This window comes from Mycobacterium sp. 012931 (assembly GCF_000419295.1).
GTDB classification, from domain to species: Bacteria; Actinomycetota; Actinomycetes; order Mycobacteriales; family Mycobacteriaceae; genus Mycobacterium; species Mycobacterium marinum.
Window position 1 is genome coordinate 4,772,298 of record NZ_AOPX01000001.1, and the last position, 22,221, is coordinate 4,794,518.

Sequence of the window (22,221 nt, forward strand, 5' to 3'; positions counted from 1 at the left end):
ACCCGGGCGCCTCAGACGTCGGAAGCGATCGCCACTGCGGCGGCGACGGCTTCCCCGACCCGGGGATCCAACGGACTCGGAACGATCTTGTCGACCGCGAGATCGTCACTGACAACCGAGAAGATCGCCTCGGCGGCGGCAACCATCATCCGTTGGGTGATCCGGCGCGCACCGGCATCGAGCGCGCCACGAAACACCCCGGGGAACGCCAGGACGTTGTTGATCTGGTTGGGGTAGTCGCTGCGGCCGGTAGCCACCACCGTCGCATACGTGGCGGCAATATCGGGATGTATCTCCGGGTCCGGGTTAGACAGCGCGAAGACGATGCCGCCGGGAGCCATCGTGGCAATCAGTTCTTCGGGAATCAGGCCGCCCGACACCCCGAGGAACACATCGGCCCCGTCGAGCGCTTCGGCCATACCGCCGGTGAGGCCACGGGGGTTGCTGCGCCGGGCCAGGTCGAGTTTCACGCTGTTCATGTCGCCGCGCGAGGTGTGCAGAATGCCGCGCGAGTCGAGCACGGTGATGTCGAAGACCCCCATGGCAAGCAGCAGGTTGGTACACGCGACGCCGGCGGCTCCGGCGCCGGAAACCACCGCCCGCAGCGAGGTCATGTCTCGGCCAAGCAGCTTGCTGGCACCCATCAGCGCGGCCAGCACGACGATCGCAGTGCCGTGCTGGTCATCGTGCATGACGGGGCAATCCAGCGCCTCGATGACCCGGCGTTCGATCTCGAAGCAGCGCGGTGCGGAGATGTCCTCGAGGTTGACCGCGCCGAAAGTGGGCCGCAACCGCACCAGGGTTTCAACGATCTCGTCGGGATCCTTGGTGTCCAGCACGATCGGGATCGCGTTCAAGCCACCATAGGCCTGGAACAGCGCGGCCTTACCTTCCATTACTGGCAGCGCTGCGGCCGGCCCGATGTCGCCGAGACCCAGGACCGCGCTACCGTCGCTCACGACGGCAATCAGCCGGTTGGCCCAGGTGTAGCGGGCGGCCAGAGCCGGATCGGCGGCAATCGCCCGACTGACCTGCGCCACCCCCGGGGTGTAGGCGATCGACAATGCGCGCTGGGTGTCCAGCGGCGACATGAGCGCTACCGAAAGCTTGCCGTCTACGTGGGCCCGGAAGATCTCGTCGTTGTCGATGACAACCTGCGGGCTCAGTGAGGATGGGCTACTCAGGGCTTTCGCTGGTTTCAGCGCTGAAGTCGCGGTATCTGGCACCGCCCTAGGGTACTGGCCGCATAGACGAAACTATCCACTGGCCACGTTATGCCTGATCAGAGATCGATAGTCTGGAGAGCCGGCGCGCGGGGCCGAAACGGCAACACCGGCCACGTCGGGTGATGCCTACCCCGTCATGGCCGGTGCTGCGCGAAGAACTAGATCAGGCCGAGCTCGGTGACCGCCTTGCGCTCGTCGGCCAGTTCAGCGGTCGTCTTGTCGATGCGACCGCGGGAGAATTCGTCGATCTCCAGGCCCTTGACGATGCTCCAGTTGCCGTCCTTGGTGGTGACCGGGAACGAGGAGATCAGGCCCTCGGGCACACCGTAGGAACCGTCGGAGAGGACAGCCATCGAGACCCAGTCGTCGGCGGGGGTGCCGAGCAACCAGGAACGGGCTGCGTCGACGGTCGCCGACGCGGCCGAAGCGGCCGAGGATGCGCCGCGCGCGTCGATGATCGCCGCACCACGCTTGGCGACGGTCGGGATGAAGTACTCCTCGATCCACGCCTGGTCATTGACCACCTCGGCCGCGTTCTTGCCCTTGACTTCGGCGTGGAAAAGGTCGGGGTACTGGGTGGCCGAGTGGTTGCCCCAGATGGTCATCTTCTTGATGTCGGTGACCGCGACACCGGTCTTGGCGGCCAGCTGCGAGATCGCGCGGTTGTGGTCCAGGCGGGTCAGCGCCGAGAACCGCTCCCGGGGGATGTCGGGGGCGTTGGTCATCGCGATCAGGGCGTTGGTGTTGGCCGGGTTACCGGTCACTCCCACGCGGATGTCGTCCGCGGCGACCTCGTTGAGCGCCTTACCCTGAGCGGTGAAGATCGCGCCGTTGGCCTCGAGCAGGTCGCTGCGCTCCATGCCCGGACCGCGCGGACGCGCGCCGACGAGCAGGGCCAGATTCGCACCGTCGAAAATCTTGTTCGCGTCCGAGCCGATCTCCACGCCGGACAGCAGCGGGAACGCACAGTCGTCAAGTTCCATCACGACGCCCTCGAGCGCCTTGAGCGCCGGCTCGATCTCGAGCAGGCGGAGCTCGATCGAACGATCCGGGCCCAGCAGCGAGCCGCTGGCCAGGCGGAACAACAGGCTGTAGCCGATCTGGCCGGCGGCACCGGTGACGGCAACCTTGAGGGGACTTGCGCTCACGTCGGGGTACTCCTTATGGAGAAGTCTGCATATTGGGGTTTGGGTTTCGGGTCGAAACTAGCGCACCCGCACCGACCCGGAGTATCCAGACCCATGCCGATACCTCCGGTCCCACGTTGACGTGCCGAAACGGCGTAGCATGGAGCACCGCCCGGTCAAACCTGCACTGCGATCGGAGGTGACATGTTCCAGGGATTTGACGCGCTGCCCGAATCGCTTAGGACCGTCGCACGACCTCGACCACAACAGACTGATGCCGAGCCCGCGCCGCGGGCCCAGACATTGGTCGACTGTGGCGTCTACGTCGAAGGTCGGCGAATACCCGGCAAGTATGAGTACGCCGATGCCTTGAACGAGGTGCGCGAGATCGAACTGGCGGGCCAGGAAGCATTCGTCTGGATTGGGCTGCACGAGCCCGACGAGAAACAGATGCAAGACGTGGCCGATGTTTTCGGTTTGCACCCGCTGGCGGTCGAGGACGCCGTGCACGCCCACCAGCGGCCCAAGCTGGAACGCTATGACGAGACGCTGTTCCTGGTCTTGAAGACCGTGAACTACGTTCCGCACGAATCGGTGGTGCTGGCCCGCGAGATCGTCGAGACCGGCGAAATCATGATCTTCGTCGGGAAGGATTTTGTGATCACCGTGCGCCACGGTGAACACGGCGGCCTGTCGGAAGTGCGCAAACGAATGGACGCTGACCCCGAACATCTGAAGCTGGGGCCCTTCGTGGTGATGCACGCCATCGCCGACTACGTCGTCGACCACTACTTGTCGGTCACGTCTTTGATGGAAACCGACATCGACAGCATCGAGGTAGTGGCCTTCCAGCCGGGCCGCAAACTCGACGTAGAACCGATCTACCTACTAAAACGCGAAGTGGTGGAACTGCGCCGGTGCGTGCACCCGCTGTCGGTCGCCTTCGGGCGCATGCAGACCGACAACAAAGATCTGATCTCCAAAGAGGTCCGGCGCTATCTGCGCGACGTCGCCGACCACCAGACCGAGGCCGCCGAGCAAGTTTCCAGCTACGACGAGATGCTCAACTCGCTGGTGCAGGCCGCACTGGCACGGGTCGGCATGCAGCAGAACATGGACATGCGCAAGATCTCGGCCTACGCGGGCATTGTCGCGGTGCCCACCATGATCGCCGGCATCTACGGGATGAACTTCCATTTCATGCCAGAGCTGGATGCATGGTGGGGCTACCCCGCGGTGATCGGCACCATGGCCATCATCTGTCTGATCCTCTACCGCAGCTTCCGGCACCGAAACTGGCTGTGAACGCCCAGTTGACCGACGAGTGAGCCACCGGCAGCGCAGCCGAATGCGGCGATGACCCGTGCGGCCGATGCCATAGTCGTTTGCGTTCGAGGATCGGCAGCACGCCCTCACCGAACCAGTAGGCCTCTTCCAGATGCGGATATCCGGACAAGATGAAGTGGCTGATTCCGAGCCGGGCGTACTCGATGATGCGTTCGGCGACCTCTTGGTGCGAGCCGACCAGGGCCGTCCCGGCTCCCCCACGCACCAATCCCACACCGGCCCAGAGGTTGGGCGCGATCTCGAGTTGATCGGGGACGCCCCCATGTAGCTCGGCCATCCGTCGCTGTCCCTCGGACTCACTGCGCGCCAGATTGGCCTGCATCCGTTCGATGTCGGCGGGATCGATTCCGGCCAGCAGCCGGTCTGCCACTCGCCACGCCTCTTCGGCGGTATCTCGGGTGATCACATGGATGCGCAGTCCGTACGACAGCGCCCGACCATGGTCGGCGGCCAGACCCCGGATCCAATCGATCTTCTTGCCTACCGCGCTGAGGGGCTCACCCCAGGTGAGATAGGTGTCGGCGTAGCGGGCCGCCACTGCCCCGGCGCTTTCCGACGAGCCGCCGAAGAACACGGGCGGCGGCGGGTCGGGCAGGCGCCCCAACTGAGCCTGGTGCACGTGGATGTGCTCGCCTTCGAAGGTGACCGGTTGACCGGAAGCCCAGAGTTGGCGAACCACGTGCAGGAACTCCCCGGTGCGGCGGTAGCGCTGTTGCTTGTCCAGGAAGTCGCCGTAAGCGCGCTGCTCGTGTGCCTCCCCGCCGGTGACGACATTGAGCAGCAGCCGTCCCCCCGACTCCTGCTGAAAGGTCGTGGCCATCTGCGCGGCCAAGGTCGGGCTGACCAGTCCGGGCCGCAGTGCTACCAGGAATTTCAACGTTTCGGTGGTCCCAACCAGCATCGCCGTGGTCAACCAGGCGTCCTCGCACCACAATCCGGCCGGCGTCAGGACCGCCTCGAAACCGTTGCTCTCCGCCGCGGCCGCAATCTGATTCAAATACCGCAGGGTCGCAGGCCGATTGCCCGACATCGGCAGACCATGCCCGCCGGCGACAAGCCCGCGTGAATCGCCGTAGGTGGGCAGGAACCAATGAAATGACAGTGCCATGTACCTAGTTCTCCTAACTTCGATCGACCCATGCTGGCTTAGCCAGCCGGCGTCGTCACGATTTCAAATCTGTACGGATGCAATCCGAATGGGCGTCAGCGATGCCGCCGGCACGGGATATTCGGCACGGTTTGCTCGACCCGGCGCATCGGGTTGTCTGAGATGCCAAGCCCTGCGGCCGGTAACGCCGGCGCCGCGCCCGCGCCGACATCAGGGTGGATCACTTCGTCTGGCACGCCGGTTACCCGCATCTTTGCGCACAGGCAGGCATCGGCACGCCCGGTTGGAACGCCCGCGCCGCGACGGTCGCGTTCCTGGCGACCGCAACCCGGCGCCGGCGACGGACCTCGTAGGTGGCCAGAATGAGCACCAGGGTTACCCCGCTCATCAGGAACTGTGACCGGGTGGCCGACAACGCCGCCATCGCCAGGATCACGCTGGCCATCAGGGCGATGGTGGCGTAACTCAACCACGGGAAAAGCCACATCTTCAGCCGCAACCCCCCGGGGTCTTCACGTTCGGCGCGGCGGCGCAGGATCACCTGCGAGATCGCGATGATCAGGTAGACGAAAAGCGCTACCGCACCGTAGGAGTTGACCAAGAACTCGAATACCACATCGCCCCAGACGTAGGTCGCAACGACCGACGCATAGCCGACGGTGGTACCCAAGATGATCGCTCGCCGCGGCACGCCGCTGCGGGAAAGCTTGGTGAAAAACCGTGGTCCGTCACCGTGGATGGTCAGGGCGAACGCCATCCGCGAAGTGGTGTACAACGCCGAATTCAGGCAGGACAGGACCGCAGTCAGAACGATCGCGTTCATGACCGTGGTAACCCCGGGAATGCCGATGACCGCGAGCGCGGACGCATACGGGCTCACCCCAACGCTTTTGGTGTTCCACGGCACCACGGCGACTACGACCAATATGGATCCGACATAGAAGGCGATGATGCGCGCGACGATCGATTTCATCGCTCGCGAAACCGCGCGCTCCGGCTCGGCGGACTCCGCGGCGGCCACCGTGACGATCTCGGCACCGGTATAGAACGCGACGCACGGCACCACGGCGGCCAGCACCGCGCCCCAACCCAGTGGCGCGAAACCACCGAAGTCGACCAGCTTGCCCAATCCGGGTGTGGCAGAGGGCCATAATCCCATGGTCCACAACAACCCCAGACCCAGAAAGACAACTACCGCGATCACCTTGATGGACGAGAACCAATATTCGAATTCGCCAAAAGACCTGGCCGACACCAGATTCGTTGCGGTCAACGCCAACAGCAAGCCAAGGCTGAGCACCCATAGCGGAATCTGCGGCACCCACAGTTGCAGGATGCGCCCGCCCGCGACGGTTTCCACCGCGACCACGACAACGAAGAAGTACCAGTACATCCAGCCGGTCACGAAGCCCCCGCGCGGGCCTAACGCTTGGCGCGCATAGACGTAGAAGGACCCGACCACAGGCTGAGACGCCGCCATCTCGGCCAGCATCCGCATGATCAACATCGTGATCAGACCGGCGATGAGGAAGGAGATGACCGCCGCGGGTCCGGTGCCGGCAATCACCACCCCGCTTCCGACGAACAAGCCCGCTCCGATGACCCCACCCAGTGCTATCAAGCTCAGATGACGCTGGCGCAGGCCCTTGCCCAACGCGATCTCGTGCTCGGTATCCGCACCTGCCATGTTGCCTCCATCGGATCCCCTGCGCACGGAACGAATCCACGCGGCCAGGTTTTGAGGAAAGCTGTCAAGATTGGCCGGGCTAGACAACCCATCGGCTCATGTCGCGCGAAACTCCGCGACCGCCGGACCTGCCGGCCAGGCGCCCGGGTGCTGGCGTTTTGGCAGCTCAGCGCGGGTCAGGGCCCGTTGACCCGCGTCGGGCATCGCCGACCCGCGGCAGCCTCCTGTGGCGGATCTAACTGCTGATCAGCGCCGAATTCCGGGTCCGCGCCCGGCAGGGTCAGCCGGGTTGGGCGGCCTTGCGGTGCGGGTCCAGCACATCCACCCCATCGTTGCGCCACGCCTGGCGCATGGCCTCAGCGCCCTTGAGCCGCACCCAGGCCGCCTCGGTCGCGGTGATGGGCGTCGCGCAGAGAAACTGCACCGGGTCGCGCGGTTGCTGCTGCGGCAGATCCGGGATGTCGCTGCGGCCCAGCAAGACCGCGGTGAAAGCGACCCGCTCCGATGGGCGTGCCCACAACGGGGTGCCGAGATCGATCAACGCGTCCGCGACCAGCACCACGCCGTCGACCGCGGGGGTCGCAGCCAGTATCGCGATGCTGCGCGCCAGACCGCTGGCCGGCTCCGGATTGCGCAGGCTCAGCACAACTTCGGCGCGTGGTCCACGGTGGGGATCGGCGACCAGCTGGGTCGGATCGTTCATCGACTGACGCGAACACCCTAGCGACACATAGTGGACCAATCCGCTCGCCGCGGAGCGGAGCCGAAGTACCTCGATCGGATCAGCGCCCAGAAACGTCACACTCGCCGTGTCGGGCTCGGACTCGAAGTAGCCGTGCAGGTGAGTGCGCACCTGGTCCAGAATCTGGGTCACTGGACCGCAGCGATCGGGTTGGTCAGGTTGGCACCCGTGTCGGCATCGAAAACGGTGAGCCTGGTGGTGTCGAATGCCAACTCGATCGGCCTCCCCAAGGTCGCTCTGGATTCGGCAGAAACCCGTGCCACGAAACGATTTTCGATCACTTCCGAGTCTCCCTCCAGGCCTGCCAGCTCGTCGAGCTGAGCCGAGTGCATATCACAACCCGCGGTCGAAAAGTACACGTACTTGTCCGAGCCCAGTGACTCCACCAAGTCCGTGTTGACCTCGAAAGTCAGCGCCCGAATACGTTGGTAGGCATCGATCAATGCGGCGTCTTGGATCTGCTCGGGCCGGATTCCGACGATGATGTTCGCGGGTCGAGGATGCTGGGCAATCACTTGCTGGACTTGCGGATCCAAGGTCACCTCGCCAAATGGCAGGGTCAGCCCCGTCGGCGTCAGAACCGCTGGGAAGAAATTCATGGCCGGTGAGCCGATGAACCCGGCTACGAACAGATTGGCCGGCCGTTCGTACAGCTCTTGGGGAGTGCCGATCTGTTGTGCCGCGCCGGCGTGCATGACCACAACCCGATCGCCCAATGTCATGGCCTCGGTCTGATCATGGGTGACATAGACCGTGGTGGTGCCCAGCCGCTTCTGCAGCCGGGCGATCTCCCCACGCATCTGGACCCGCAACTTGGCATCCAGGTTCGACAGCGGTTCGTCCATCAGGAACGCCTTGGGATGGCGCACGATTGCCCTGCCCATGGCGACGCGCTGGCGCTGGCCGCCGGACAGCTGCGACGGTTTGCGATCGAGAAAGCTGGTCAGATCGAGGATCTTCGCCGTCTCTTCCACTTTCTGCGCAATCGCCGCCTTCTTCATCTTGGCCAGCGTGAGGGGAAAGGCGATGTTTTGTCGCACCGTCATATGCGGATACAGCGCATAAGACTGAAAAACCATGGCGATGTCGCGGTCCTTGGGCGCCTTCTCGTTGACCCGCTCGCCGCCGATCCGCAGTTCCCCCGAAGAGATATCCTCAAGGCCGGCAATCATGTTCAGCGTCGTGGTCTTACCGCAGCCGGAAGGTCCTACCAGGATCAGGAATTCGCCATCGGAGATGGTGATGTTGAGGTCTCTTACCGCCGTGTGGCCGTCGGGGTAGCTCTTGTTGACGTGCTCGAGCACTATCTCGGCCATTGCGCTACCCCTTCACAGCGCCAGAGGTCAACCCGGCGACAATCCGTCGTTGGAAGATCAGTACGAAGACGATAATCGGCACCGTGATCACCATCGCGCCCGCCGCGATCGATCCGGTCGGTTCCTCGAATTGAGAGCTACCGGCGAAATTGGCGATCGCAACCGGTGCGGTGATCGATGCTTTGGTCGCGGTCAGCGACAGCGCCAGCAGCAGATCGTTCCAGGCGAAGATGAACACCAGAATCGCGGCCGTCACCAGCCCGGGCGCGGCCAGCGGCACAATCACCTTACGAAACGCCTGATACGATGTCGCCCCGTCCATTTGCGCGGCCTTCTCCAGGTCCCATGGAATCTCCCGGAAGAACGCCGACAGCGTGTAAATGGCCAGCGGCAGTGCGAAAGTGATGTAGGGCAGGATCAGTCCGGGCCAGGTGTCAAACAGCCCGATCCGGCGTTCGATGTTAAACAACGGGGTCACCAGCGAGATCGCCGGAAACATGGTGATCAGCAGTGTGACCCCGACGAGCAGTCGTTTGCCCGGAAAATCGAGCCGCGCGACGGCATAGGCCGCCATGGCACCGAGCAGCACCGCTATCACGGTGGTGGTCAATCCGATCCCGATCGAGTTGATCAGCGCCGAGCTGAACAGGTCTCCGCCGAAGACGCCGCGATAGTTGTCGAGGGTGACCGACGACGGAATCAGTCTGCCGTCCTTGACCGTTGATGTCGGCTTGAGCGACAGGCTCAAGATCCACAGCACCGGGAGCAGGGCGTAGACCACGACCATGGTGTCGATGGCCACCCAGAACGTTCGCCGCCCGCTACCCGTCGACACGGTCCCAGTCTCAGCGCGCATCGGTGACACCACCTGGCGCAGAATGGAATTGATGGGCGCCGAACAGCGTGATGAAGACAACCGCAATGAGAGTGACACAACCGAAGATCAACACGCTGATCGCCGAGCCGAGGCCCACATTGAATCCCTTGAACAGGTTGTCGTAGCCCAGAATCGATACCGACGCGGTGTCGTTGTCGCCCCCGGTCAGCACGTAGATGTTGTCGAAAATCCGGAAAGCGTCCAGGGTGCGGAACAACAGCGCCACCAGCACAGCCGGTTTGATGAGCGGCAGAATGATCTTGGTCAGTCGTCGCCAGGCTCCCGCACCGTCGACCTGCGCCGCCTGCAAAAGGTCTTCGGGAACCATGGCCAACCCGGCCAGAAGCAGCAGCGACATGAACGGCGTGGTCTTCCATACCTCGGCGATCACGACGATGCCCAGCGACGGAATCTGCTGGGTCAGTGGCGCAATCCCCTGCGGCAGCAAGTTCGCCAGATAGCCGGTGCCCGGCGTCCACGCGTAGTACCAGCTGTATGACGCGACCACCGTGACGATTCCGTAGGGAACCAGCACCGCCGTACGCACCAATCCTTTGGCCACCAGGCTGCGGTGCATCACCAGCGCCAGAGCCAGGCCCAGCACGAATTCGCACGCTACCGAGACCACCGTGATGGCGGCGGTCACCGCAAGAGCCGTCCACCAATAGCGGTCGACCAAGATGGTCTGGTAATTGCCCAAGCCGATGAACCGGGTTTCGTTCGGGGTGGCCAAGTTGTTGCGCTGCAGACTCAGCCACATCGCGTAGCCGATGGGATAGCCGATCACCAGCAGCATCAATATCGTCGCGGACGCCACCAGGGCGAACGCCAGGCGCCGTTCCGCACGGCGTCCCCTGGAGCGCAGGAAGGCGGTCACGGAAGCAGGCCCTTGCCGTCAATGGCCTGCTGGACCTGCGCGGCGAGCTTGTCGGCCGTCCGTTCCGGGTCGATCTCGGTGACCGGACTCAGTTCCGCCGACAACCGCAGCGACACGGCCTGATAGACCGGCGTCGCGGGCCGCACTGCGGCCTCGGTGAGCTGCTGACGAATGATCCGGTACATCGGATACTTCGCCTGAAACTGTGGATCGGCGTACAAAGACGTCCGCACCGCCGGCAGACCGCCTTCGATGGCGAGACGTTTCTGGCTCTGCGGGTCACGCAAGCACCTGACGGCTTCGAACGCTTCCGCTTTGTGGCGACTCGTGCTGGCCACCGCCAGGTTCAGCCCGCCGATGGTCACCCTGGCCGGCTGTCCCGGTAATACCGCGGGATAGGGCGCAAAGCCAAACACCTTCTGGCTGGCCAGATATGCGATGCGGAACTGCTCGTCGGTAGGCGCAAACGTCCCGACGTCGTTGATGCTGCCGGCCAGTTCGGGAAGCCGGTCAAGCGGCAGGAATGGCACGCCCCCCTTCACCGCGTTCTCGAGCATCGAGGCGAACACATAGGGCCAGTTGAGCTCGAGGGCCGCCTTACCCTGTTCGAAAGCCAACCGGGCCGTTCCCGCCTCGGCGCGCGTGATCGACGGGTCGGCTCCGGGCGCCGTCGCCACCGATTTGAGGACCCGCAGGGCCGCAACGGTTGCGGCGCGATGCGCGGGGGTATCGGTCAGGGTGACCCGGGTGCCGTCGTCGGAAAGCACTTGGCCACCAACGCTGCTCAGCACGGTGTTGAACCAGACCATCAAACCCTCGCCCTGGTTGGCCTGCACCGCGATCCAGGTTGGCTGACCGGCCGCACGCAGCCGACCCGCTTCCGCCACCACCGCGTTCCAGGTCTCCGGCGGTTGAGCAACCAAATCTGGTCTATACCAGAGTAATTGGGTATTGGTGGTGACCGGAGCGGCGTATAGCCGATGCTTCCAGGTGGCGGTCTTCAATGGACCCGGCAAGGTATCGATCGTCGCGTCCGTCTCGGCGAGTCCCGCCGGATCCTCCGACAGCGGCAGCGCCCACCCCGCTTCGGCGAACTCCGCGGTCCACATCACGTCCAAGCCCATCACGTCGAGGGTGCGGTCGTTTCCGGCCAGCCGCCGAGCGAGTTGCAGCCGCTGCTCATCGGGAGATCTGGGCAAGCCGACGTACGCGATGGTGTACCTGCCGGCGGCTCGTTCGCTACAGCGCTGCGCGACCGCGGCGAACGTGGTCGCATCGGCGGACGGCGTGTAGAAGCCGATTACCAGGCCACTGTTGCCGGACCGGCAGGCAGGCAGCGCCAACAGCGCCGATGCGATGGTCAGCGCCGCCAACACGGCCGTGCCCGGCGGCCACACCCGCCCGCGATGGCTGCGCGGTTGACCTGCGCGCATCCGGCGGGTATCAGATTGCCAGGCGGGCCAGCAGATCTCGCGCCTTCTCAGCATTCTGCGGATCGCAGAGCACGTCATAGCGGCCGGCCACCAATTGCATGGTGGAGCTGAAGTCTCTGGTCCCGCGCACCATTGCGTACGGAACCGCTGAGGTAATCAAGCCGAAGAACACCCCGGCAACCAAGCCGGTGACCAGAGCACCCCATGGGTTGGGACTGAAGAAACCGAGTACCAGGCCGATGAACAGACCCAGCCACGCTCCGCTGAGCACCCCACCGCCGAGCACCTTGGGCCAAGTCAGCCGACCGGTGACCCGCTCCACCTGCATGAGATCGACGCCGACGATCGTCACTTGGTGGACCGGGAAGTCCTGTTCAGACAGATAGTCGACCGCGCGTTGCGCCTCGGCATAGGTGGGATAGGACCCCACCGGCCAGCCCTTTGGCGGGGTGGGCAATCCAGGCACACCGCGCCGGCCCGCAGCGCCGGCGGGCGACGTTGAGCCGGGAACCTGTCCGGGCTGGAAGGGGCTAGTCATCGGTCCTCATTGGTCCTCATTGGTTCTTGTCGGTCCTTATCGGTCCGTATTAGTCCTCATTTTTGTATGCCTTGGCCATCGTTTCACCTTCGGGATGTCCGTGCACGCATCGCGTGACCCCGAGTAACCGGTAAACCGCCTGGACCTGGCGCATCATGCCTGGATAGGGCCCCGGGCCGGCCGCGCGGGAGGTCGCTTGACGGACACAACCCACGGCGTACATATAGGTTAGGTTGTCACCATGACAGCACCCGGCGGCTCCTTCGACGAGGGTGCCCACGACGGCGCTGCCTCACCCCCACCCGGTGAGCAGCCTTCCGAACAACCCTTTTCCCCACCGCCCGACGCCCCCTGGGCTGCCCCGGAAGCGGCATCACCAGCCGACGACTACCCAGCGCCGTCCTATCCGCCGCCCGCCTACCCGCCGGAGCCGGTCGGACCGGGCGGATACCCACCCGACTACGCGACCGGGTACCCACCCCCGCCCGGCTACCCACCGCCCGGGTACCCGCCCTACGGCGCAGCCGCGGGCGAGTACGGGGGCACCCCGTACCCTCCGCCCCCGCCGCCCCCCGCGCCCCCCGCGCCCATGGCGGCACCTTACGGCGCGCCGCCACCCAACTACCCGCCGCCGTCCTACCCCGGCGGGTACTACCCGCCACCGGATCCGATGGCGGGTTATGGACCGGCGCTGCCCGGCATGAACACCATGGCGATCGTCGCGCTGGTGTCCTCGTTGGTCGGTGTGTTCTGCTGCATCGGCTCGGTCGTGGCGATCGTGGTCGGCACCATCGCAATCAACCAGATCAAGCAAACCCGCGAAGATGGCTACGGCCTGGCGGTGGCCGGCATCGTGATCGCGGTCGCGACGCTGTTGATCTACCTGGTAGTCGGAATCTTCAGCATTCCCTCTCACTAGCGCTTCATCGGCGCGACAGCGGTCAACTAGCGACACGTTCGCGGCAATCGGCAACCCGGCTCGGTACCCCGCCGAGGGGGGGCTGCCTACGCTTTCCACCATGGGATCGGTCAAGAGGGTGTACGTGGCACGGCTTTCACGAATGATGGTGCTGGGGCCATTCGGGGAAACCTTCGGGCGGGTCCGCGACGTCGTCATCAGCATCAGCATCGTGCGCCAGCAACCGCGAGTGCTGGGGCTGGTCGTCGATTTGGCCACCCGTCGCAGCATCTTCATACCGATGCTGCGGGTTGCCGCAATTGAGCCGAACGCGGTGACACTGAGCACCGCGAGCGTGTCGCTGCGCCACTTCGAGCAGCAGCCGGGCGAAGTGCTGGCGATTGGCCAGGTGCTTGACACGCCGGTGCGGGTGAACGACCCCGACCTGCCGGAGCTGGCCAACGCCGACATCGTGATCACCGACCTGGGGATCGAGCAAACCCGAACACGCGACTGGATGGTCACCAGAGTCGCCGTCCGCAGCCCGCGACGGCTGGGACGCCGCGGGCCGCTACACGTCGTCGACTGGCAGAACGTGCGCGGGCTGACTCCATCGGCCCTAGCGATGCCCGATCAGGACGTGGCTCAGCTGCTCGACCAGTTCGAGGGGCGGCGGGCGGTCGACGTCGCCGACGCCATCCGCGGGCTTCCGTCGAAGCGCCGCTACGAGGTGTTCAAGGCTCTCGACGACGAGCGGTTGGCCGACATCTTGCAGGAGCTGCCCGAGCTGGATCAGGCCGAGGTGCTCTCCCAGCTGGGTACCGAGCGCGCCGCAGATGTGCTCGAGGAGATGGATCCCGACGACGCCGCGGACCTGCTCGGTGTGCTGAATCCAACCGATGCCGAGGTCTTGCTGACTCGGATGGACCCCGACGACTCCGATTCGGTGCGCCGCCTGCTGCAGCACTCTCCCGACACCGCGGGTGGGCTGATGACCTCGAATCCGGTGGTGCTGACCCCAGACACCTCGGTTGCCGAGGCGCTGGCCCGGGTGCGTGATCCGGACCTGACCCCAGCGTTGTCATCCATGGTTTTCGTGGCGCGCCCGCCCACGGCGACGCCCACCGGCCACTACGTGGGCTACGTGCATCTGCAGCGACTACCGCGCGAACCACCGGCCGAGCTGGTCGGCGGAATCGTGGATACCGACCTACTGACCCTGACACCAGAGACCCCCTTGGCCGACGTGACCCGCTACTTCGCCGCCTACAACCTGGTGTGCGGGCCTGTGGTCGACGACCAGAACCACCTGTTGGGAGCCGTCACGGTCGACGACCTGCTCGACCACTTGCTGCCCCATGACTGGCGGGTGGACGTCCAGCAGCTCGACCCCGCCGGCAGACCTGCCAGATCCGGAGGAGCCTTGTGAGCAAGACCCCAGCGGCACGACGGCTGTACACCCCTCGGACATCACGCGCCTTTGCACCGCGACTGGATCCCGAGGCGGTCGGGCGAACGACCGAGTCCATCACACGCTTCTTCGGAACCGGGCGCTACCTGCTGGTGCAGACGCTGATCGTGGTGATCTGGATATCGCTGAACCTGTTCGCGGTCAAGCTGCGCTGGGATCCGTACCCTTTCATCCTGCTGAATCTGGCTTTCTCCACTCAGGCCTCCTATGCGGCACCGCTGATTCTGCTGGCCCAGAACCGGCAGGAGAACCGCGACCGTGTCCTGCTCGACGGTGATCGCCGCCGCGCCGCGCAGACCAAGGCCGACACCGAGTATCTGGCCCGCGAGCTGGCCGCCTTGCGCCTGGCCATCGGCGCGGTACCGACTCGGGATTACCTGCGCCACGAGCTGGAGAGTCTGCGGGACCTGGTCGCGGAACTGCAGTCGGACCAACCCGATACGGAAACCAACGGGACTGAGCGGCGGGCCAAGAAAACCTACTGAGATCCGAGTACCCCATTGCGCCACTCGCGTCACAGGAGTTATGTATGGTGATCTAGTTCACGAAGTTATCGATATGTAAGTTTCCCGACGCCATACATAAACATCGAGGACGGTCGAGGTGCGCATAGGGGGCCGCTGGGTTGCTCACCCGGCCGTCGCATCGGTGCGGCAACGAGCACTCCGTGCCAAAACGCCGGTATTCGGCATCGCCATGATCACCCCATTGGTATTCGCGGGCGCGGTCGGCGCCACGGCTCCCGCGTCATACGGGAAGACACCGGCCGTTCGGGCTGTCATCACGCCGGTGGCGGCGGTGGCGCCGTCGCCCGCCATCGACCTGTCCGGCCCGAGCATCGTCGCCGTCGAGCGCCCTCCGACCAACTTCCACATCGCTGCGGGCACCACCGCGGCCCCACCGCCGGCGAGAGTCGTGAATGCCCCCGGAGCCCTGGGCATTCCCATCATGGCGCTGACCGCCTATCGAAATGCCGAGCAGAAAATGGCCACCGCCGCTCCGGCCTGTGGCATCAGCTGGAACCTGCTGGCCGGCATCGGCCGCATCGAATCGATGCACGCCAACGGCGGGGCCGTTGACGAACGCGGCACCGCGGTGAACCCGATCTATGGGCCCGCCCTGGATGGCACCCTGCCCGGCAACGAAGTGATCATCCAAAGCAAGGTCGGCAACCGGGTCACCTACGCCCGGGCAATGGGCCCAATGCAGTTCCTGCCCGGCACCTGGGCGCGCTATGCCTCCGACGGCGACAGCGACGGGGTGCCCGACCCACAAAACATCTTCGACTCCACGCTGGCCGCCGCCCGGTACCTGTGCAGCGGCGGGCTGAACCTACGGGATCCAGGTCAGGTCATGGCCGCAATCTTGCGGTACAACAACTCGATGCCCTACGCGCAAAACGTGCTGGGCTGGGCCGCGGCGTACGCCACCGGCGTGCTGCCCGCCGACCTGCCGCCGATTACCGCGCCGCCCCCACCGATTGGCGACGCTCACCTGGAGCATCCGGAAGGCCTCGGCCCGAATTTGCCGTTGAACGCCAACGGCTTGGGCCCTGGGGGCCCGCCGACCCGCTCTCCCACATGCCGTTGATCGACTTTGCCCCGCCGCAGATGCCGGCGCCTCCCCCGCCGATGTTCCCGTGGATGCAGCCCACGCCGCCGCCGTTGGCGCCACAGCCCGGGTGCACCCTGATCTGCGTCACCAACCCGCCCGAGGCGGTCCCGCCACCCGCTCCGATGCCGTTCGGACTCATGCCGCCACCGCCTGCCCCCGCCGCGCCGCCACCGCCAGATCCACTGGCTCCACTGGGCGCTCCCCCGGTCGGCGGTCCGCCGGCGGCTCCCGCACCCGCACCGGCTGGCCCGCCGGTACCCGGTGGTCCGGCACCGGCCGGCCCGGCACCTGCACCCCGCTCGGCCCGGCACCGGCACCCGGCGCACCGGCGCCGGCTGGGCCTGCTCCCACCCCCACACCCAGCGGGCCGGCTCCCGGCGAACCGGTACTCACCCCGGTCCACTGACCACTTGGCTGGCCGCAGGGCCGTAGCCCAGCCGCAGCCGCATAGACTCGGCAGTGATGTCCGGAACCCCAGATAACGCCGCCGATCAGTCCTCGACAACCCAAGCTATCCGGGCCGCACTGGCCAAGGTGGTTGATCCCGAGCTGCGCCGCCCCATCACCGAACTCGGAATGGTCAAGAGCGTCGAGGTCGCCCCCGACGGCGCGGTGCACGTCGAGATCTACCTCACCACCGGTGCGTGTCCGAAAAAGACCGAAATCAGCGAGCGCGTCACCCAAGCGGTGGCCGACGTGCCCGGTACCGGGGACGTGCGGGTCAGTTTGGATGTGATGAGCGACGAGCAGCGCACCGAGTTGCGCAAGCTGCTACGCGGGGACGCGCGCGAACCGGTCATCCCGTTCGCCCAACCCAGCTCATTGACGCGGGTATATGCGGTCGCCTCGGGCAAGGGCGGCGTGGGGAAGTCCACCGTCACCGTCAACCTGGCGGCCGCAATGGCCGCCCGCGGCCTGTCGGTGGGCGTCCTCGATGCCGATATCCACGGCCACTCCATTCCGCGGATGATGGGCACCACCGACCGGCCCACCCAGGTCGAGTCGATGATCCTGCCGCCCATCGCCCATGAGGTGCGGGTGATCTCGATCGCCCAGTTCACCCAGGAAAACACGCCGGTGGTGTGGCGGGGACCGATGCTGCACCGGGCCCTGCAGCAGTTCCTGGCCGACGTGTACTGGGGCGACCTGGATGTGCTGCTGCTCGATCTGCCGCCCGGTACGGGCGATATCGCCATTTCGGTGGCTCAGCTGATCCCCAATGCTGAGATCCTGGTCATCACGACGCCGCAGCTGGCCGCTGCCGAGGTGGCCGAACGCGCCGGCAGCATCGCGCTACAAACCCGCCAGCGGATTGTCGGCGTGGTGGAGAACATGTCTGGACTGACGCTGCCCGATGGCACCACGATGCACGTATTCGGTGAGGGCGGTGGCCGGCAAGTGGCAGAAAGGCTGACCCGCGCGGTCGGCGCCGACGTGCCGCTGCTCGGACAGATCCCGCTGGACCCGGCACTGGTGGACGCCGGGGATTCGGGAATGCCGATGGTGCTGCGCGCACCCGACTCCGCGGTGGGCAAGGAGCTGCTCGGCATCGCCGACAGCCTGGCCTCGCGACGCCGTGGGCTGACCGGCATGTCGCTGGGATTGGACCCGAAGCGGCGCTGAGCGCTCGCTTACGGTCTAGGTTGCGTCGGAATCAAACGGCGGGCGAACCGGCTCATCCGGCGCCTCCTGGGCGGATGCCACCGCATCCACGGCCGGAGTTGCAGACGCCGCCTTGTCGAAGTTCCCGGTGAAGATCGAGTCGTCGCCGTCGAGCAGGTGTTTGGTCAGCGCCGCACGCGGCGTCATCCCCCGCAGCTTCTGTAACTCGCCGAGCTGCCCGCGCAGATCATCGAACTCAGGCCCCATGTCGTCGCGGAGTTGGCTGGTGACCCCGCTGAGATAGTCACGCGCCTGACGCAACGCGCCCGAACTCCAGCGGATGGCGCCCGGGAGCCGTTCCGGCCCAAGCACGACCAGCCCGACCACGACGAGCACGAGCATTTCCCCCCAGCCGATGTTGGCGAACACTAGCTGGAATCGGGGTCGGGTTTGACGGTCAGCGTGACATGGCGACCATCGCGGACGACCTCCACCGGGGCGTCTTGCCCGATGGTCAGCTGACGCACGGCGACGACGAATTCATCGGAGTCGGCAACACTGCGGTTGCCGATCTTTACGATCACGTCGTTTTCCAGGATTCCGGCCTTCTGCGCGGGGCTTCCGGCCTTCACGTTGGCCACCTGCGCACCCGAGGCAATCGCGTTGCTCACCGAGCGCGTCGAGATCCCGATCGTCGGGTGCACGATCTTCCCGTCTTTGATCAGGGTTTCGGCGACGAACTTCATCTCATTGACCGGGATTGCGAAACCCAGCCCGCTGGCACTGTCCGACAGCGACTTGCCGGCGGTATTGATGCCGATCACCTGGGAGTCCATGTCGATCAGCGGACCGCCGGAGTTGCCGTGGTTGATCGAGGCATCGGTCTGGATGGCGTCGATGACCGTGTCGGTGTCGGAGCCCTCCCCCGACAGCGGGACCGGGCGATGCAGCGCACTGACAATGCCTTCGGTCACCGTGCTGCGCAAGCCCAGCGGCGCACCGACCGCCAGCACCTCATCGCCAACCCGGACCTTGTCGGAATTGCCGAGGCGGGCCACGGTCAGATTGTCGACGTTGTCGACCTTGAGTACCGCCAGGTCGGTCTTGGGGTCGCGGCCCACCAGGCTGGCCGGCACCTCCTTGCCGTCGTTGAACACCACGGTCGTCTTGAACTGGCTGGGGTTGTTGGCGGCCTCGGAGATCACGTGGTTGTTGGTGACGATGTAGCCACGCCCATCGACGATGACACCGGAACCCTGCATGCCCTCCTGGTCGCTCTTGGTCTCGATAGTTACCACCGAGTCGGCGACCGCGGCCGCCACCTTGGTGAACCGGCCCGCCGGCTCTTGGGCGTTGCCGTTGGTGGACAAGGTCACCTTCGACGTTGTGAACGCCTCGACGACTTCGGCCGTCTTGCGGCCGATGACACCGCCGAGCGCCCCAATCACCAGCGCGATCACGGCCAGCACAATCAGCGCCAGGTAGGAAACCTGGCCGCCGAACAACACGTCACGAACGCCGAGCTTGCCGGTTCGGCCCAGCGCGCCCTGCGGTAACGGCGCGGCTACCGCGGGGGTACCCAATGCTGCCGCAGCACCCGGATCGCGCCATGGGTCATCAGCCTCGTCCGCCTGGCCACCGTCTTTCTCGGCATCCAAGGCGCCGGCGTCGATGGGGTGGCGCTGCAGCGAGTCGGCACCGCCGACGGGACGGCTGAAGGCCTCCTCCAATACCGGGTCCGCCGGTTGATCGTGGGGCTCGTACTCGGACTGGTCGCGATACCGCTGCGGGCGCACCCGCTCGGCCACAAACGATCCCTGGACCCCCGATGGACGCCCGAACGTTTGCCATGCCGCGGAATCGACTGGTGGCCGGGAGATGGGACGGGGCGCCAGGCGGGGGCCGCCGTCTTGGCCACTGTTGTTGCCTTGGTCGGAGGTCACGTGATCCTCTTCTACATCCTCAATTGAGCGTTCGAGACGGGAGTCAACACGAGCCGTCCTATTGGCACGGCGTTGTCGGTGTCCACCCTAGTATCCATGGATCCCGGCTAGTCGGCATGAACCCGCACGCAGCAACTCCCGGGCAGTGCGTATCGGCGCGCAGCTGCCAAGCTAGCGCCGCTTCCGCTGATCACGGGCCTGGCGCTCGGCGAACGAGTCGGCGAGCCCGGTGGTGTCCTCGGGGGCGCCCTCCGAAGGATGATGCGGAATCTCCGACAGTATTCCCAGCAGCGCGGTTGGGATGCGGATGGGGTGGGAGTCACGCAGCGCCGCCCGCGCCCGGGTGTGGTCCTCTACCTCGGCCGCGCATTGCGGACACATCGACAAATGATGCGCGGCCCGCAGGTGTGCGTTCATCCGCAGCTCACCGTCGACAAACGCCGCAATCGCCTCGATGGACAGGTGCTCGGTAGAGCGGAAGCGACGAGGCGCACCTACCGGCGCATCGCTTTGAGAAGCGAACTGAGCAGGAAGCCAGGAGAACGCGCGCCGAAACACATGCCCCCGGTCGGCCATCACCAGCTCCTTCCCGCCATCGATATGTCGAATGTAGCGCGGTCCGGTGCCTGATAACCATTATTGGCCAGTAGAACCCCAGGATTTGGGATCAGTTGGCAACCATGCGGAAGCCAAACCGATGGTTCGACGCACGTTCGACGAGCTATCGGGCGGTACCGACAAGCCTCGGGCTCAGTTCGCTGTGTTCGGGATGCGCGGCGAGGTAGTCACGCAACGCCTGCCGTCCGCGGTGAATCCGGCTACGCACGGTGCCCAGCTTCACGCCCAGGGTGGCGCCGATTTCCTCGTAGGACAGACCTTCGATGTCACACAGGACGACCGCGGCGCGGAACTCCGGCGGCAGTGAATCGAGCGCCGCCTGCAAGTCGGGTCCCAGCCGTGAGTCGTGGTAGATCTGCTCGGGGTTGGGGTCGTCGGCAGGCACCCGGTCGTAGTCCTCGGGCAACGCTTCCATCCGGATGCGCGACCGGCGGCGGACCATGTCGAGAAAGAGGTTGGTAGTGATGCGGTGCAACCAGCCCTCGAAGGTGCCCGGCTGGTAGTTCTGGACGGACCGGAACACCCTGATGAACGTTTCCTGAGTGAGATCCTCAGCGTCCTGTTGATTGCCCGACAGGCGAGAGGCCAGCCGGTACACCCGGTCGGCGTGCTGGCGCACCAACTCATCCCACGACGGCATCGCAGCCTTGTCACCGGTCGCATCGAATACCGCGGTGCCCAGCAACCCATCAGAGGTTTCGGCCCACTCGTCGTCGCGGACCAGTTGGGGGTGAGACATGGTCGTGGTGCTCAAGGTGGTGATGGTGTGTTCCTCCGGCTTTTCCCTGCCATCAGACATCGGCAGTTCGTCACCGGCGGCAACGCGCAGTTGCCATTCTGTATTCCCGAGCCCGCGTCCTCCACGTTCCATGCCGTTACCGTCGCGTACCGGCGTATGGGCGGCATATGAGCAAACTGAGGTTTAGCTGAGAAACCAATTCGTTACCTGCGTTATCCTGCAATTATACACTCGTTATGAAGCTCGATTGCATCGTCAGCCTTGGGCGTGTCGGCTTGCGCGATGTCGCGACGCCACTCCTGGCAACGGGCGCGCCTGCCCGACTGCGTCGCCAATCCGACATACGCTGCGGGCATGCATGGCACCGATAGCAGCTCAGACACCCCAGGCCAGCCGGCCCCGAGTCGAGCCGAATTGCTGTCTGCCCACGCTGAGGGATCGATCTCGGAAGACACGATCCTCAAGACCGCCCGGGACCGGGCTGTCGACATCGGCGTTGGGGCGGTAACACCCGCGGTCGGCGCGCTCTTGAGCATGCTGGCCAAGCTCAGTGGCGGCAAGGCGGTGGCGGAAGTAGGCACCGGCGCCGGTGTCAGCGGCTTGTGGTTGCTATCCGGCATGAGCGATGACGGGGTGTTGACCACGATCGACATCGAGCCCGAGCATCTGCGGGTCGCCAAGCAGGCGTTCACCGAAGCCGGTATCGGACCCTCGCGCACCCGGCTCATCAGCGGCCGCGCTCAAGAGGTGCTGACGCGACTCGCCGATGACTCTTATGACCTGGTGTTCGTTGACGCCGACCCGATCGATCAGCCCGACTATGTGGTCGAGGGCGTGCGGTTGCTGCGCTCCGGCGGGGTGATCGTGGTGCATCGGGCCGCTCTTGGCGGCCGGGCCGGCGATCCGGCCGCGCGCGACGCCGAGGTGACCGCGGTACGGGAGGCGGCACGCCTGATCGCCGAGGATGAACGGCTCACCCCGGCGCTGGTGCCGCTGGGTGACGGTGTGCTGGCCGCGGTCCGCGACTAGTTGAGGCGGGCTTGCGGATCTCGCCGTGA

The 22,221-nt window shown here is 65.5% G+C and carries 21 protein-coding genes and 1 pseudogene; 7 read left to right on the top strand and 15 right to left on the bottom strand.

The window, feature by feature from the left end; all coding sequences use genetic code 11:
* Positions 1 to 11: 11 nt before the first annotated feature.
* Complete coding sequence (locus MMSP_RS20975; RefSeq protein WP_086085107.1) at positions 12 to 1,184, bottom strand: NADP-dependent malic enzyme; 1,173 nt, start codon at positions 1,182 to 1,184, stop codon at positions 12 to 14.
* Positions 1,185 to 1,384: 200 nt separating this feature from the next.
* Positions 1,385 to 2,374: a malate dehydrogenase gene (locus tag MMSP_RS20980; protein ID WP_020788241.1), complete on the bottom strand. Its 990-nt coding sequence runs from the start codon at positions 2,372 to 2,374 to the stop codon at positions 1,385 to 1,387.
* Positions 2,375 to 2,557: 183 nt separating this feature from the next.
* Here MMSP_RS20980 and corA point away from each other — a divergent pair, with 183 nt between their 5' ends.
* The gene (corA, locus tag MMSP_RS20985) at positions 2,558 to 3,658 is read left to right on the top strand and encodes a magnesium/cobalt transporter CorA (protein WP_020788242.1); all 1,101 of its coding nucleotides are present in this window, start codon (positions 2,558 to 2,560) and stop codon (positions 3,656 to 3,658) included.
* Here the strand turns inward: corA and MMSP_RS20990 are convergent.
* The 8 genes from MMSP_RS20990 to MMSP_RS21025 all read right to left on the bottom strand — a co-directional run bounded on the left by MMSP_RS20990 (position 3,609) and on the right by MMSP_RS21025 (position 12,278).
* Entirely contained in the window at positions 3,609 to 4,808 is a 1,200-nt protein-coding gene (locus tag MMSP_RS20990; RefSeq protein ID WP_020788243.1) for an LLM class flavin-dependent oxidoreductase, read from the bottom strand. The genes corA and MMSP_RS20990 overlap by 50 nt on opposite strands.
* Positions 4,809 to 5,049: 241 nt before the next feature.
* The gene (locus MMSP_RS20995) at positions 5,050 to 6,495 is read right to left on the bottom strand and encodes an amino acid permease (protein ID WP_012395774.1); all 1,446 of its coding nucleotides are present in this window, start codon (positions 6,493 to 6,495) and stop codon (positions 5,050 to 5,052) included.
* 280 nt (positions 6,496 to 6,775) lie between these two features.
* Positions 6,776 to 7,369, bottom strand: coding sequence for a suppressor of fused domain protein (locus MMSP_RS21000; protein ID WP_020788244.1), 594 nt, complete (start codon positions 7,367 to 7,369; stop codon positions 6,776 to 6,778).
* A complete protein-coding gene (locus tag MMSP_RS21005; protein WP_020788245.1) occupies positions 7,366 to 8,553 on the bottom strand; it encodes an ABC transporter ATP-binding protein in 1,188 nt (395 codons plus the stop codon). The genes MMSP_RS21000 and MMSP_RS21005 overlap by 4 nt, the downstream gene beginning before the upstream one ends.
* Positions 8,554 to 8,557: 4 nt before the next feature.
* Positions 8,558 to 9,409, bottom strand: coding sequence for a carbohydrate ABC transporter permease (locus MMSP_RS21010; protein ID WP_036426815.1), 852 nt, complete (start codon positions 9,407 to 9,409; stop codon positions 8,558 to 8,560).
* Positions 9,399 to 10,307, bottom strand: coding sequence for a carbohydrate ABC transporter permease (locus MMSP_RS21015; protein ID WP_020788247.1), 909 nt, complete (start codon positions 10,305 to 10,307; stop codon positions 9,399 to 9,401). The genes MMSP_RS21010 and MMSP_RS21015 overlap by 11 nt, the downstream gene beginning before the upstream one ends.
* On the bottom strand, positions 10,304 to 11,740 hold the full coding sequence (locus MMSP_RS21020; protein ID WP_020788248.1) for an ABC transporter substrate-binding protein: 1,437 nt from the start codon (positions 11,738 to 11,740) through the stop codon (positions 10,304 to 10,306). The genes MMSP_RS21015 and MMSP_RS21020 overlap by 4 nt, the downstream gene beginning before the upstream one ends.
* Before the next feature lie 10 nt (positions 11,741 to 11,750).
* Entirely contained in the window at positions 11,751 to 12,278 is a 528-nt protein-coding gene (locus MMSP_RS21025; RefSeq protein WP_036426817.1) for a general stress protein, read from the bottom strand.
* A gap of 241 nt (positions 12,279 to 12,519) precedes the next feature.
* Here MMSP_RS21025 and MMSP_RS21030 point away from each other — a divergent pair, with 241 nt between their 5' ends.
* From MMSP_RS21030 to MMSP_RS28950, 4 genes and pseudogenes are all read left to right on the top strand, one after another.
* Positions 12,520 to 13,197, top strand: coding sequence for a DUF4190 domain-containing protein (locus MMSP_RS21030; RefSeq protein WP_036426819.1), 678 nt, complete (start codon positions 12,520 to 12,522; stop codon positions 13,195 to 13,197).
* A 100-nt stretch (positions 13,198 to 13,297) separates the two neighbouring features.
* The gene (locus MMSP_RS21035) at positions 13,298 to 14,605 is read left to right on the top strand and encodes a magnesium transporter MgtE N-terminal domain-containing protein (protein WP_036426821.1); all 1,308 of its coding nucleotides are present in this window, start codon (positions 13,298 to 13,300) and stop codon (positions 14,603 to 14,605) included.
* Positions 14,602 to 15,132, top strand: coding sequence for a DUF1003 domain-containing protein (locus MMSP_RS21040; protein WP_020788252.1), 531 nt, complete (start codon positions 14,602 to 14,604; stop codon positions 15,130 to 15,132). Before MMSP_RS21035 ends, MMSP_RS21040 begins: the two co-directional genes overlap by 4 nt.
* Positions 15,133 to 15,250: 118 nt before the next feature.
* Positions 15,251 to 16,509: pseudogene (locus MMSP_RS28950) on the top strand (lytic murein transglycosylase); the annotation flags it as partial.
* Here the strand turns inward: MMSP_RS28950 and MMSP_RS28955 are convergent.
* A complete protein-coding gene (locus MMSP_RS28955; RefSeq protein WP_020788253.1) occupies positions 16,397 to 16,654 on the bottom strand; it encodes a hypothetical protein in 258 nt (85 codons plus the stop codon). The pseudogene MMSP_RS28950 and the gene MMSP_RS28955 sit on opposite strands and share 113 nt — an antisense overlap.
* A 69-nt stretch (positions 16,655 to 16,723) precedes the next feature.
* On the opposite strand from MMSP_RS28955, the gene MMSP_RS21050 reads away from it, so the two are divergent.
* Complete coding sequence (locus MMSP_RS21050) at positions 16,724 to 17,884, top strand: Mrp/NBP35 family ATP-binding protein (protein WP_020788254.1); 1,161 nt, start codon at positions 16,724 to 16,726, stop codon at positions 17,882 to 17,884.
* 15 nt (positions 17,885 to 17,899) lie between these two features.
* Here the strand turns inward: MMSP_RS21050 and tatB are convergent, their stop codons facing one another.
* The 4 genes from tatB to sigE all read right to left on the bottom strand — a co-directional run bounded on the left by tatB (position 17,900) and on the right by sigE (position 21,295).
* Positions 17,900 to 18,292 (bottom strand): Sec-independent protein translocase protein TatB, encoded by a 393-nt coding sequence (gene tatB, locus MMSP_RS21055; protein ID WP_011742078.1) that lies wholly within the window; start codon positions 18,290 to 18,292, stop codon positions 17,900 to 17,902.
* The gene (locus MMSP_RS21060) at positions 18,292 to 19,806 is read right to left on the bottom strand and encodes a S1C family serine protease (RefSeq protein ID WP_036426825.1); all 1,515 of its coding nucleotides are present in this window, start codon (positions 19,804 to 19,806) and stop codon (positions 18,292 to 18,294) included. The genes tatB and MMSP_RS21060 overlap by 1 nt, the downstream gene beginning before the upstream one ends.
* A 171-nt stretch (positions 19,807 to 19,977) precedes the next feature.
* On the bottom strand, positions 19,978 to 20,382 hold the full coding sequence (rseA, locus tag MMSP_RS21065; protein WP_036426827.1) for an anti-sigma E factor RseA: 405 nt from the start codon (positions 20,380 to 20,382) through the stop codon (positions 19,978 to 19,980).
* Between the two features lie 145 nt (positions 20,383 to 20,527).
* Entirely contained in the window at positions 20,528 to 21,295 is a 768-nt protein-coding gene (gene sigE / locus MMSP_RS21070; protein WP_020788257.1) for an RNA polymerase sigma factor SigE, read from the bottom strand.
* 222 nt (positions 21,296 to 21,517) lie between these two features.
* On the opposite strand from sigE, the gene MMSP_RS21075 reads away from it, so the two are divergent.
* Complete coding sequence (locus tag MMSP_RS21075; RefSeq protein WP_012395789.1) at positions 21,518 to 22,192, top strand: O-methyltransferase; 675 nt, start codon at positions 21,518 to 21,520, stop codon at positions 22,190 to 22,192.
* Positions 22,193 to 22,221 lie beyond the last annotated feature (29 nt).

Excerpts from the sequence above, each read along its gene's own strand:
- corA (WP_020788242.1), top strand. The coding sequence starts at position 2,558 with ATGTTCCAGGGATTTGACGCGCTGCCCGAATCGCTTAGGACCGTCGCA.
- MMSP_RS20990 (WP_020788243.1), bottom strand. The coding sequence starts at position 4,808 with ATGGCACTGTCATTTCATTGGTTCCTGCCCACCTACGGCGATTCACGC.
- MMSP_RS20995 (WP_012395774.1), bottom strand. The coding sequence starts at position 6,495 with ATGGCAGGTGCGGATACCGAGCACGAGATCGCGTTGGGCAAGGGCCTG.
- MMSP_RS21005 (WP_020788245.1), bottom strand. The coding sequence starts at position 8,553 with ATGGCCGAGATAGTGCTCGAGCACGTCAACAAGAGCTACCCCGACGGC.
- MMSP_RS21010 (WP_036426815.1), bottom strand. The coding sequence starts at position 9,409 with ATGCGCGCTGAGACTGGGACCGTGTCGACGGGTAGCGGGCGGCGAACG.
- MMSP_RS21020 (WP_020788248.1), bottom strand. The coding sequence starts at position 11,740 with ATGCGCGCAGGTCAACCGCGCAGCCATCGCGGGCGGGTGTGGCCGCCG.
- MMSP_RS21025 (WP_036426817.1), bottom strand. The coding sequence starts at position 12,278 with ATGACTAGCCCCTTCCAGCCCGGACAGGTTCCCGGCTCAACGTCGCCC.
- MMSP_RS21030 (WP_036426819.1), top strand. The coding sequence starts at position 12,520 with ATGACAGCACCCGGCGGCTCCTTCGACGAGGGTGCCCACGACGGCGCT.
- MMSP_RS21035 (WP_036426821.1), top strand. The coding sequence starts at position 13,298 with ATGGGATCGGTCAAGAGGGTGTACGTGGCACGGCTTTCACGAATGATG.
- MMSP_RS21050 (WP_020788254.1), top strand. The coding sequence starts at position 16,724 with ATGTCCGGAACCCCAGATAACGCCGCCGATCAGTCCTCGACAACCCAA.
- rseA (WP_036426827.1), bottom strand. The coding sequence starts at position 20,382 with ATGGCCGACCGGGGGCATGTGTTTCGGCGCGCGTTCTCCTGGCTTCCT.
- sigE (WP_020788257.1), bottom strand. The coding sequence starts at position 21,295 with ATGGAACGTGGAGGACGCGGGCTCGGGAATACAGAATGGCAACTGCGC.
- MMSP_RS21075 (WP_012395789.1), top strand. The coding sequence starts at position 21,518 with ATGCATGGCACCGATAGCAGCTCAGACACCCCAGGCCAGCCGGCCCCG.